6 protein-coding genes and 2 pseudogenes are annotated in these 12796 nt (G+C 60.8%); 4 read left to right on the forward strand and 4 right to left on the reverse strand.

Annotation, left to right across the window (positions count from 1 at the left end; genetic code table 11):
* Positions 1-162 precede the first annotated feature (162 nt).
* Positions 163-6060 carry an autotransporter-associated beta strand repeat-containing protein gene (locus tag GCU42_RS06570; protein ID WP_114226787.1) on the forward strand — a complete coding sequence of 1966 codons (5898 nt, stop codon included), beginning with the start codon at positions 163-165 and terminating at the stop codon, positions 6058-6060.
* Between the two features lie 212 nt (positions 6061-6272).
* On the opposite strand, the gene GCU42_RS06575 is transcribed toward GCU42_RS06570, so the two are convergent.
* The 3 genes and pseudogenes from GCU42_RS06575 to GCU42_RS06585 form a co-directional block, all read right to left on the reverse strand.
* Complete coding sequence (locus GCU42_RS06575) at positions 6273-6656, reverse strand: DUF5681 domain-containing protein (protein ID WP_152569477.1); 384 nt, start codon at positions 6654-6656, stop codon at positions 6273-6275.
* Positions 6653-7984: a site-specific DNA-methyltransferase gene (locus tag GCU42_RS06580; protein ID WP_114226789.1), complete on the reverse strand. Its 1332-nt coding sequence runs from the start codon at positions 7982-7984 to the stop codon at positions 6653-6655. The genes GCU42_RS06575 and GCU42_RS06580 overlap by 4 nt, the downstream gene beginning before the upstream one ends.
* Before the next feature lie 372 nt (positions 7985-8356).
* Positions 8357-9216, reverse strand: a pseudogene (locus GCU42_RS06585) (helix-turn-helix transcriptional regulator).
* Between the two features lie 92 nt (positions 9217-9308).
* Between GCU42_RS06585 and GCU42_RS06590 the strand changes: the two are divergent.
* The 3 genes and pseudogenes from GCU42_RS06590 (at position 9309) to GCU42_RS15620 (ending at position 11954) form a co-directional block, all read left to right on the forward strand.
* Positions 9309-10208 (forward strand): annotated as a pseudogene (locus tag GCU42_RS06590) (SDR family oxidoreductase).
* 563 nt (positions 10209-10771) lie between these two features.
* Positions 10772-11398 (forward strand): PilZ domain-containing protein, encoded by a 627-nt coding sequence (locus GCU42_RS06595; protein WP_114226790.1) that lies wholly within the window; start codon positions 10772-10774, stop codon positions 11396-11398.
* A gap of 394 nt (positions 11399-11792) precedes the next feature.
* Complete coding sequence (locus GCU42_RS15620; protein WP_425505009.1) at positions 11793-11954, forward strand: hypothetical protein; 162 nt, start codon at positions 11793-11795, stop codon at positions 11952-11954.
* A 325-nt stretch (positions 11955-12279) separates the two neighbouring features.
* On the opposite strand, the gene GCU42_RS06605 is transcribed toward GCU42_RS15620, so the two are convergent.
* Positions 12280-12768, reverse strand: coding sequence for a MarR family transcriptional regulator (locus GCU42_RS06605; RefSeq protein WP_152569478.1), 489 nt, complete (start codon positions 12766-12768; stop codon positions 12280-12282).
* Between the last annotated feature and the right edge of the window lie 28 nt (positions 12769-12796).

The raw sequence follows: 12796 nt of genomic DNA on the forward strand, positions 1-12796 counted from the left end.
GCTTGTCGAACTTTGCCCACCGTCCGACCGAACCGCTCAAAAAGAAACTGCAATCACCAAACTTTACAGATCGGTAAGGAGAAGCTGGTAACCGCAGTGTTGCCCAGGGGGGCTTGTCTGCGTTTTTGACACGTTCGGCGTTCGGTCGCCGACCGGCGTCCCTTGCCGCACGATCTCCTCGAATATTCTCTCGGAGATCATGCCGTGGCCTCGTTGCTCTTTACGAACCAGAAGACCTCTACCCGTCGAATTGCGTTGCTGCTTGCTTCAGTCGCCTTCGTGGCCGGCCCTGCATCTGCGGCGGAAGTGACAGTTGCCGCCGGAAGTACCGGCACACTCGGCGCAAACACGTCCGATCGCTATGTCGTCGATGGCGTTCTGCACGTTACGCAATCCGGCAGTGACGTCGTCTCTGTCGACAAGAGCGACACCGTCTACGGCAGCTTCAGCGGCTCTACGACGCCGGGCGCTCCGGGCACCCTGAGTTTTTCAGCCTCGGCATATTACATTACCGCGACAATCGGGTTCGTTGATCAGAACGGCACGATCGTGAGCGTGCTGACAACTAACGATGATGACGTCTACAATCTATCGAACAGCCTGAGCGGCGTGGGCCTGATCGGCACGAACTGCGCTTCGGCCGGCATCTCGGCCTGCGTGGTCGCGTCCGGTTCGAGCCAGGATTTGCTTCCCACAATCAATTCTCTCAACGGCAACCTCAGCCTGTGCTGCGATCTTGCCACGTTCAACGTCACCATCTCAGGCCGGACGAATTCCCACATCTCCTCACTCGCCGGGTCGGGAACAGTGGACGTCTCGAGCGGAAACTTGGTCATCAGCAACGCTGCGGATGATTTCCGCGGCACCGTCACTGGACCCGGCGGTATCGAGATCGCCGGCGGTCGACAGGTCCTGTCGGGAGCGAACAGTTATTCCGGGGGCACCTACGTCACCGGCGGTGTTGTTGTTGCCAACAACACGCTGGCCTTTGGCTCCGGCCCTGTCCACATGATCGATCCGACGGTCAATTTTGCCGCTTCCGGTACCTACACAAACGATTTCATGCTTGAGGTAGCCTCGCCAGCCGCTGGCGACCCATCAATCTTCCAGACTGATGCCGGCGTGGGTGTAATCCTCAGCGGCGTCATCGTCACGGGTTCAACGGCGAGCACCGATCCGGTGCAATACGTCGTCATCGATGGGTCTGGGAGCGTCACCCTAACGAATGCTGGCAACAACTGGCTGGGCACGACAACGATCAACAGCGGCTCGACCTTGATTGGCGCAAGCAACACGATCTCGGGCAGCACCATCATCGACAATGGCACGCTTGCCTATGCGCAGCCCCTGAGCGGCTCGGTCGCACAGGGTATCAGCGGCTCCGGCGTCGTGAGTATCTCGGGCCTCGGCGCGAGCGAAGCGATGACCTTCAGCGGCACCAACAGCGTCGCCAACGGCTTTCACGTGGTCGATGGCTCGGCCATCATCCTGACTGGAAGCAATAATGCGCTCCGGAACGTATCCCTCGATGGAGCGAATGCATCGGTAAGCATCGCCTCCACTGCTTCTCTAGTCAGCGTTGGCGATGTCGGCGTGATTGGTTTTGCGGATGGAAATAAGGTCGATAACCAAGGCTCGATCGTCGGCGGAACGTCGGTTGGAGTTGCCGTCTACGGCGGCAATGCGACGCTCATCAATGGGTCGGCCAGCAATAGCGGAGCCTTGATTTCAGGCGGCTACGGCGTGTCGGCGGCTGGTTCGAGCCTTTCCGTTGACAACTTCGGCACAATCACCGGCACCAACCAGATCGGCATCGACGGCGGCAATCTCACCGTTACAAACCACGCCGGTGGCCAGATCACTGGCGCGTCGCGAGGCATCCTTTCAAACGCAGCCTTAACCCTCACCAACGCCGGTTCCGTCAGCGCCAATGGCACTGCTGTCCTGACCGCAGGCGGCGGAAACATCGATAACCAGCTTGGCGGAACGATCAACGGTGGCGCATTTGCTTTCCAGTCGACTGGCACCGCAGCGTCCACGATTAACAATGCGGGTGATCTCACTGGCGGGGTCGTGTCCACTGGCGGCGGCAACCTCAACATCACGAACAGCGCGAGCGGCAATATCGTTCGTGTGGTGTTCGGCTCGGCCATCGACCTGTCAAATGGCGGTGGCCTCACCCTGAGCAACGCTGGCGACATCGTAGGCTCCGGATGGGGCGTAGTCGGGCGCAATTCGACGGATAGCGTGGTCAATTCCGGGCGCATCGCGTCGGGCACGATTTCCAATGACGCGATCACGGTCAGCGGGGCGAACGCCATTGAGCTTCAGCAGGGTGGCAATGTCACCAACCTGAATGGTGGACAGATTACTGGCCAGGGTAATGGCGTCACCGGCGGCGGGATTACAATCGATAACCGCGCAGGCGCCTTGATCAGCGGCGTCTCTAACGGCGTCAACATCGCCGCCAACAGCTCGGTCAGCAACGCCGGGACGATCTCCGGCGGTAGCGCCGGTTTCAATTTCGGTGTTGTGACCGGAGCCAATAGCACGCTCACGAACCTGACGGGCGGGACCATCACGGGCGGACGAGCAACGCAGTTCTCTGGTGTCAACGACGTCCTGAACAACAGCGGCTCGATCACCAGCACCGCAGCCACGGCGTCGCAGGGCTATGGCGCGATCTTCCTCAATGGTGGAACGGTCAACAATCTTGCCGGCGGTACCATCACCGGTCAGTATCGTGGCGTTTCGACCCAAGGTTCGGCTGGCTCCGTCACCAACGCCGGGACCATCAGCTCTTCGACCGAACTGGCAATTGCCATGTTCAATGGCGGGACCGTCTCGAACCAGGCTTCCGGCGTCATCGATGGCCAATATCGCGGCGTGGCCATCAGCGGCGGTGCCGGCACCGTAACCAACGCCGGCCTGATCCGGGCCACGGTCGACAATGCGGTTAGCCTGTTCAATGGCGGCACGGTCACCAATCAGGCGCAAGGAACGCTCACCGCGCTCGGGTCGGGCGGCTGGGGTGTCTACGTCACCGGCGGCGCTGTAAACGTGTCCAATGCCGGCCTGATCAACGCTGACACCGGCATTGTCACCAACGTCAACGGGGCGGTCGTCTCGAACACCGGAACGATCAACGGCAATCAGGACGGAGTGATGAACTTCGGGTCGGTTACCCAAGCGCTGACCAACAGCGGCACGATTTTCGCCACCAATGGCTCAGGCGTGAACTCGGGTGGTGAGCTGACCCTCAACAACAGCGGTACCATCAGCGGCGGCAATAGCGGACTGTTCCTCAACGCCGGCGGCAATGTCACCAACACTGGCTCAATCCTGAGCCGCGGCGTGTCTGGTGGCAACCAGGACGGGGTTAGCGCCCATGGTGCCTTGAGCCTTACGAACAGCGGATCGATCGTGACCGGTGTGAATGCCGGCGTCGTGGCTTTCGATTCCCTCCTGACGGTCAACAATCAAGCCGGCGGATCTATTACTGGAGGAAGCAACACCTTCGGCTTTGCCATCAATGCCAAGGCGGGGCTCGACCTGACAAGTGGTGGAACTCTTAACGCCGGGACGGGCACCACGACGGCGGTGCTTGTCGACGGACCGTCGTTCATCAACCTGCTGGACGGTTCGACGACCAACGGGGATATCGTCTCACTTGGTTCGGGTACCAGCGCTCTGACAGTCGGTGGGCTATTAAACGGCCGCTACGTTGCGACTGCCGGAACTGCGGCCGATACAATAATCCTTGAGTCGACCGGCATGATCAACGGCGCGCTGCTCGGTGCTGGCGACGACACCTTCACGACTTCGGGTGGCGCCATCGGTGGTGCCATCGATGGCGGCGCAGGGGGCGATGCGCTGACCTTCGATATCACTGACGCCACGGCGTACGACGCCGGCCTGTTCAGCGGTTTCGAAGCCCGCTTCAAGAATGGCGTCGGGACGCTGACCCTCAGCGGCACCGACGGCCTGGCGGCCGACTTCGCAGTCAATGCCGGCACCTTGGTCCTGTCAGGCGGCTCGGCACTCAATGACGGTGCGGCGTTGATCAACGCCGCAGGCACCACCGTTCGCCTAGTCAATGGCAATGAACAGGTGCGTACGATCAGCGGGTCGGGCGCGATTGATCTCGGCAGCAATGCCTTGATCCTGGGTGGCAACGACAACACCACCTATTCGGGCGTGATCAGCGGCACTGGCAGCCTTGCCAAGTTTGGCACCGGCGTCCTGACGCTTTCCGGCAACAACAGCTACTCCGGGATGACCCAAGTGTCGGGGGGTACCCTCCAGCTCGGCGCCAGCAATGTTCTTGCCAATACGAGCGTCGTCAACATTGGCTCAGGCGCAACATTCGATCTGGGCGGCTTCAATGACACCATCGGTGGCCTTGCCGGTGCAGGCACGGTTGCACTTGGTGCGGGGCGTCTCACCGTTGATCAAGCAGCAAATACGGTCTTCAGCGGCCCCATTACCGGCACCGGCGGCCTTACCAAGTTCGGCTCGGGTGTCCTCAACCTGACCGGTACCAGCAGTTACACCGGGGCGACCTTCGTGAACGGGGGGACACTGGCAATCGATGGCTCGCTTACCTCAGCCGCGACGATCAATTCGGGCGGAACGCTGACCGGGAACGGTCGTGTTGGCGGTGTAAGTGTTCTGTCGGGTGGTGTTCTCGCGCCCGGCAATGGCATCGGCTTGCTTACAATTGGCGGTCCGCTGAGCTTCGCGGCCGGATCGATCTACCAGGTCGACGCCAGCGTGTCGGCGGCTGATCGGACAAGCGCCACTGGCGCCATCATGATCGGCGGCGGCACTGTGCAGGTGCTGGCCTCTGGCGCTGCTTACCGTCCGCTGAGCCGCTACACGATCCTTGACTCAAATGTCTCGGTAAGCGGTACGTTCGCGAACATCTCGTCCAACCTGGCCTTCCTGACACCCGGCCTCGAATATGACGCCAAGTCGGTCATGCTCGTGCTGCGCCGCAACGACATTAATTTAGCGGCGCTCGCGGGCAGTTCCAACCAGGCGGCGGTCGGAGCCAACCTCCAGTCCACGGGCGCAGGCGCGCTCTACGACGCCTTACTCGTTCAGTCGGCGGACGGCGCTCGTCAGGCTTACGACGCGCTTTCGGGTGAGGCATACGCCTCCACTCAGAGCGCGATCTTTGGGGAGCGCGATCGCCTTCAGGACGCCATGGCCACCAACCAGCGTCGCAGCGAAGGCGTCAGCCTGTGGCTCGACAGCGGACACAGCAGAGGCAGGTTTGAGCCGACGCGCCTTGGCAGCACCCTTGCCTTGTCCAGCACCGATGACCTTCTTGGCGGCCTCAACTGGACCCGCGGCGCGTTCGCGGCAACCGTTGCGGGAGGCCGAGCAAGGACCGAGATCGATATCCGTGATCGCGGCAGTGAGGCGAAGGTCAAGAGCTGGCTGATCGGTGGTCAGGTGGCTTACGGTGCCGACCTCGGCCTGAATGCGGTGATCGGGGCGAACTATGCTTCGCACAATATCACGACCCAGCGGTCGATCACCTTCCCCGGCTTCAACGAGACAGCCTCGTCACGTCGCGATGGCAACGGTTATCATCTCTTCGGACAGGTGGGTTATGCCACTCAAGTCTCAGGGATCATGGTTGTGCCGTTCGCCGGTTTGTCGCGAGATCATCTCGAGCTTGATGGCGGCACTGAAAACGGGGGTCTTGCGGCTTTGAACGTGACTTCGGCGTCCCGTCACCTGACCAGCACCCAGGTCGGGGTGAAGCTCTCTTCATCGGCCAACCTCGGCCGGGCTACGTTCACTCCGCGCACCAGCATTGCGTGGCAGCACGTAACGGGCGACACCACTAGCCGTGCTGATAACGCTTTCCGGTCAGCGGGCGCCAACTTCACGATCAACGGAGGAGCACTGGCACGTGATGCCGCAAAGCTCGGCGTCGACCTCGATCTTGAATTCGGGGCAGCCAAGCTCGTTGCCGGTTACTCCGGCACTATCGGCAGCTCGGCAACCGAGCACACCGGCAAGATCGCGTTCCAGCTGCGGTTCTAGAGCGACTTAGCCGCGGACTTCCGCGAGCTCCCGTCCACGGGCTTGGACTTAAGCGCGTTGGACGGGAGGTCGCTGAGGACCATAACGGACATTCCGCCTACCGCACCGGCCAAAATACCTGAATGTCCGCAATGGGTCGAAAGCAGACATTGGCTCATCGTGTGGGAGATGGCCGACACAGCAGAATTAGGCACGAGCTTGACCTTAGCCGGTCACAGATTCTCATCGTGTTTGTCAGCCTTGATAAAATGCACCCGGAAGCCCGCCGGCAAGGGGTGAAGTGCCTCCTGGGGCAGATGCGCGGCAAGGAGCTTGAGGGCTAACCGTCGCTCAGCTGGAGAACCAGTCAAGGCATCCTGAACCGCCTTTGTGACGATGGCCTCAAGACGGGTCATCATTACGCGTTCCCCGTTTTGCGTAACCGGAACTGGCTTGCGCAGCTCGGCCGCCACGATGGCGCCTAGCGACCGATGGTTTTTCTTCGGCCTTCCTTTCGGGTTGCCTGACTGCCCTTTCTTGAATTGGTGATCCTTGGGCGGCTGACGGTACCCGCTTCGGAGCCCCGGTCGATTGGCACCAGGCGCTTTGTCGGTCACGCGCCCTCGCCTCGCTCTTGCTCCGCACGGTCGTTGAACAGCTGCCCAGTACGTGAATCGCGGGCCTCCTTGCCGGTGTAGTCCTGCCAGCGCCGAACGATCGTGTCGCAGTAGAGAGGATCAAACTCGATCAGCCGGGCGCATCGGCCAGTCTTCTCGGCAGCAATGAGTGTTGTGCCAGACCCGCCGAAGCAATCGAGGACAATCTCGCCGCGCCGGGAGCAATCCCGAATGGCATCGGCGACCAAGGCGACCGGCTTGACGGTCGGGTGCATCGCCAGCTCGCTGGAACGATTGCCACCAAGCGAGCTGATACCCGGATAGTCCCAGACATTCGAGCGATAGCGGCCGGTCTCACCTAAGCCGAAGCTGTTGGTGTGCTTGGCGTTACCCTGCTTGGAGACGAAGATAAGCTCGTGTTTGGACCGATAGAAGGTCCCCATCCCGGCGTTGGTCTTATTCCAAACGACCAAATTCTTGAGTTCGGTGAACACCTCAGTGCCGGCAGCCATCAGCTCGTTGATGTGCCGCCAGTCCATGCAAACGTACGCAATGGCGCCATTGCGCATGCAGGCTGCTGCGTGCCCCAGTGTAGTCTGGAGGAAGGCCGTGAATCTGCCTTCACTCATCTCACCGGATGCAAATGCAAACTCGCGGTGCTTGATGGCGCCGGCGCCGCACACGTGACCATCGATTGCTACGTTATACGGCGGATCGGTGAACACGAGGTCGGCCTGCGCCCCGGCCATCAAATGTTCAAACGAGGCCCCCTCCTGGGAGTCGCCGCACAAGAGCCGGTGTCGGCCAAGCAACCAAAGATTGCTGGCTTGAGAGACCGCAGGGCCTTGCGCTTGAATGGTCACTTCTTCTGGATGGTCGTCACGGCTCGGATCCCCTTCCCTCGCCGAATCAAGAGTCAGGTCGATCTCGGCGAGGCTGAACCCGGTCAATTCGACATCGAAGCCGATGTCGATCAGCCCCTCCAGCTCGATGGCCAGGGTTTCACGGTCCCAACCGGCATTCAGTGCGAGTTTGTTGTCCGCCAGCACGTAAGCCCGTCGTTCGACCTCGCTCAGGTGGGAGAGCTTGATCGTGGGCACTTGGCTCCACCCAAGTAGCTTGGCTGCCGCGACCCGACCATGCCCTGCAATGATCTCGCCAGCATCAGAAATGAGCACAGGGTTGGTGAAGCCAAAACGCTCGATGCTCTGAGCGATCTGTTTGATTTGCTGTCGAGAGTGCGTGCGGGCGTTCGCGCCATTAGGTCGTAGCAGGTCGGTTCTCGTCTGCGCGAGCGCATGCTTCAGGTCCGGTTGGTCAAAGGTCATGAGGAGCGGTCTCCGGATTGTAGGTCCGGACAGCATGGCGTCATCCGCCAAGGCTTGCGTTTGAACAATTAGGCCGGCGCCTGAGCCATCCCCGGCAATCCGATCGGTCTCACCTGTTACTTGCGATTAACGCACCTGTTTCGTGAATTTCATTACCCTGTTCGGTCGATTAAATGCCCTGTTCCGGCGAATAACAGGGAAGGCGAAGGCTCACGTGCGAAACGGCAGATTTCCGCCGCAAACGCGAAGATTGGCACCGCTCAACCAGCAGAAATGTCCTGATCGGACGTGCGATTCATACAATTTACCCTGTTATTCCGCTTAAATCAGGGAAGAACAGGGTAGAGACCAGTTAGCTCAGCACTGCCCGCGTCACCAGACAGCCTTCCCCTTCGCCCAGCCTTCGCGATCGTCCAGCAATGCGCGCAGCCGCTCGGCGTCGGCGGGTGAAGCGGGGTTGTAGACGATCATCCCAAGTTCGGGTCTCCCCTCGACCGCGAACGACGAGAATTCGATCGCGAGCACCCCGGCCTCGGGATGGTGGATCCGCTTCACGCCCTCACCATGTCCGGCCACATCATTGTCTTGCCACAACGCCTCGAACTCGGGGCTGAGGCGGGACAGTTCTTCGACCAGTCTGGCGGCGTCCGCGCTGTTGCTGGCGCCCGCGCGCGCCATGTCGGCGCGGAAGGCGCCAACGACAAAGCGCGCAACGCTGTCCCAGTCGTCGTTGCGTGCACGGACCCGGCCGCTGCCGAACATCAGGCGGAGGATGTTGCGACTTTCGCGATGCAGCTTCGAATAATCGGTCAGCAGCACCGCCGCCGCCCGGTTCCAGCCGACCACGTCCCACATCGCCGTCTTGATGATCGCGGGGCTCAGCACCAGGGCGTCGAGCACGCGCTGCAGTCGCGGGGAGATGCCGTCGACCGGCTGGTAGCGCGCCTCTGGCGGGCGGCCGAGGCCCAGCATGTAGAGATGCTCGCGCTCCGGCTCGGTCAGCATCAGGCCCTTCGCGATGCGGTCGAGCCGTCGGCCGACGGCGCCCCGCCCCGCCCCTGCTCCAGCCAGGTATACCAGGTCGGGCTGATGTTGGCCCGGCTGGCCACCTCTTCGCGCCTTAGCCCCGGCGTTCGCCGGCGGCCGCCACCAAAGCCGAACGCCGCGGGATCGAGGCGAGTGCGGCGATCGCGCAGATAGGTGCCGAGCTGGCTGGGCGTGTCGCTGGCCATGATTGATCCTGTTGCCGGTTATACCACGATAAGATTACTACTTTAACATGTTCGAGCAGGGCGCGATATCCTTCGCGACAAGCAGATTTCCCATGCGCGTATTCCTGACCGGCGCCACCGGCTCCATCGGCTCGCACGTCATTCCCAAGCTGCTCGCGTCCGGCCAACAGGTGCTCGGCCTCACCCGCTCCGACGCCGGGGCTCGGCAACTCGAAGCGGCCGGCGTCGACATTTATCGCGGCGACCTCGAACAGCCCGAAACGCTTGCCAGCGGCGCGGCGGCGGCCGACGCCGTGATCCACTGCGCGTTCGACCATAATTTCTCAACTTTCGTCGACAACACCAGGAAGGACGAGCGCAACATCGCCGCCATGGGCGAGGCGCTCGAAGGGACGCACAAGCCGATCCTGATCACTTCGGGCGTCGGTCTCGGCACGCCGCTGAACGGCGGTCCGGCAACGGAGGATGTGCTCAACCCGCGCCACGCCAACCCGCGCATCGCGACCGAACTCGCCGGCGCGGCGCTGATCGCGCGGCGCATCGACCTGCGCACCATCCGCCTGCCGCAGGTGCATGACACCACCAAGGCGGGGCTCAACACGCCGCTGGTCGCCGAGGCGCGCCGGGCCGGCGCCGTCGCCTATGTCGGCGACGGACAGACGCGCTAGTCCGCCGCCCACGTCAGCGACGTCGCGAAGCTTTACGTCCTCGCGCTGGACAAGGGTGAGCCGGGCGCGCGCTACAATGCGTCGGTCGAGAAGGGCGTCACAGCCCGCGCCATCGCCGAGGCGTTCGGCAAGGGCACGGGCCTCCCTGTCCGCTCAATCGCGGCCGACGAGGTCGAGCGCTATTTCGGCTGGATGGCGCCGTTCGCCGCACTCGACATGACCGCATCGAACGAGTGGACTCGCGCACGATTGGGATGGAGGCCGTCCGGTCCTGACATGCTCACTGACCTGGCAAAGATGGACTATCTGCTGATTGCGGCGTGAAGTTCCATCAACAAGGCTGCCACGTCTTCGATCCGATCCCACTGCGGCTTCAATTCCATTCTCTCTGCCTCGACAGCGAACATGGCGACCAGCCTTGAGCGCGGCCGAAACAACATTTGAACCGCATTGGACCTTTCTCGGACCAAACTGGATGTTACGTAGGCCGCCGTTCCCGATATTGCCGCCTGCAGGCGATGGAGAGGTAAAGTGCCAACAACATTGTTAGTGGCGTCGGCTGTCAGTTTAGCGCTCCTTGCTACCGCGCTTATGAGCGGTCGTGTCTTGGCTCCTAACGCGTTGCATCAGAAGACCCGGGACAGCCGGCCTCGACTGTATTGGTCACAGGTCGTGGGGTTATTTGTGATCGCAGCCGGACTGCTTACGGCCGGACTGTATGAGTACCCGGCGCTCGTCGCACACTGAGAATGAAGTTGCCATCTCACGAATGCCATGGGGCTTTACATTCCTTTGTCCGGTGAACCGAAGGAAGTTCCGTTTCGGTTCTATTTTTGCGCGCTTGGTAAACGCTGCTCGCCAACGGTTCTCGCGAAGGGAGACCGCGTGTGGCGAGTGTATTTGGCGTCAGTGAACAAGTCGGAGAACGGCGCAAGGGAGCCCGGCATGTGCCGGTCCTTCAGTTAGCTTCGATCGAGACAGGCGGCCGGGTTCAGCTCGGTCTAGTTCTGGATCTCAGCCTCAGCGGATTGAGTCTAAGAGCCGCAACTACCGGCAAGCCGGGGCAACCGATTACCGTGTGTCTCCGCGAATTTGTTATCGAAGGGACGATCGCGTGGCTTGATGCTGGAAAGGTCGGGGTTCAATTCTACGACGATCTCGCACCGGAAATTCTTCAAAGCCTCCTAAGCGCGTTCGACCCGCGAATGCGAGCGCCGCGGCTCAACACCGACCTTAGCGTTAAAGTCAGGTTGGGCGCCGAGGTCGCCCAAGCCTGGCTTAGAAACATTTCGCCCTCTGGCGCGATGCTTGCGGTCGACGGCGATCCGACCGACCGAGGCCAGGTTGTCGTCACCTTTCCGCAAGTCGGTCCGGTGCCGGGGCAGATCCGTTGGAGCGATGGTGCCCGCATCGGCATCCTGTTTAATCGTGCGCTCAATCTCAAAGATTTGGGTGTCGTCGTCGACAGTGGAAGCGCTTGGCTCCCTCGAGAACACGGTCCAAGACAGACCTAAGTCAAACCAAGACGGTGCAAACTCCTGAGGCAAAGTTCGGTAGATTCCGGAAAATTTGCGTCTGGAGAGTGATTTGAGCCGAAGTTGCAAGTCAATTTTCCACCCTGGCTTTGATCAACAATTGGGTTCGACCATCTCTCTGCCCGGCGGAGCGATGTGCTAGATGGTGAGCGGCGCTAACCAATCCCGCGGACTGCCATTCGTCGATGCTGAGGATCATCGCATGGTCAGTCAGATCATTGCCTTCCGCCGGGCGAGGACGCGACTTTTCGATGCCAGATGCTTTGGTGAGCCGGCTTGGGATATACTTCTCATTCTATACGAAGCGAGCTTTCTAGGTCGCCCGCTGTCGATCTCATCGATCGGTCGACGCGCTCAGATCAAGCCCACGAGTATGCTGAGGTGGGTCGAGACGTTGGTAGACTGGGACCTTACGGAGCGATGCTCCGACCCGCATGACAAGCGCACGACGCGCCTCGCACTTACTGCAAGCGGTTATTCAAAGATGAAGTCGTATATCGATTTGATCAGAAAATTGGACCAGTTTGACCTTTGACCAAAGAAGGCACCTCCTCAATTCGCATGCTAGCCGACCCATCGACCGGCTTTACTAATCTCACGTTGAAACCTATTAACTGCGGATTAATTCGCGGAATCCGGGGAATGTGCGGTCCGCATTGGTGATGAGGGTAGAGTAGTGTCGGAACCGATGAGCTTGCCGCCGGGGCAACCCGAGGAGTCCGACGTGCAGAGCAAAGTGGCTTTGCTTTTGAGGCAGAGCCTAGCCCTCCTTGACGAAAGCGGAGCTCCGCTCGCTTTACGCGCGCGGCTCGCCGACCTGATCGACGATATCGCTTCAGATTGGTCCTAAGCTTTCGAACCTAACGATCCGTGCAAACGATCCCGCAAAAATAGCTATCGAGCGACCTTCTCCCCTTCGTCGAAAGCGAAAGCGCGATGCGCCGGCCGTCGCGTTCGTGCGGACGACGATGCACCAGACGCTCCTTTTCGAGGTATTCGATCCAACGCTTGGCACTCGTGGACGCTAATCGCGCGCGGTCGGCGGCCTCAGTCACCGTAATGGCTTCACCGATCCCATCAGCAACATAGAGAATGAGTAACAAGTCCCACGCGGGCTCGCCAATGATGGCTTTGGCGAAATGCTCCTTGCGCGCTTGGCGACGCTGCATTGCGCTACGCGCATAGGAAATCAGTTCGCCACGCCGAGCTGAGCAGTCGCTCTCAAATGCCGGCTCCCGAGTGTGCGCCAAAGCCTCAAGCATGAATGACAGGCGCAACAGCCTGCGACGCGGGACTTCGATGACATCGTTATTTCTCGCGCTGGCGGAAGGCTTGGAAGGTTCGTCCATGATCAATCTCAACTTTTCGGAAATTTGG

Origin of the sequence: Sphingomonas ginsengisoli An et al. 2013 (genome assembly GCF_009363895.1) — a bacterium.
Lineage (GTDB): Bacteria > Pseudomonadota > Alphaproteobacteria > Sphingomonadales > Sphingomonadaceae > Sphingomicrobium > Sphingomicrobium ginsengisoli.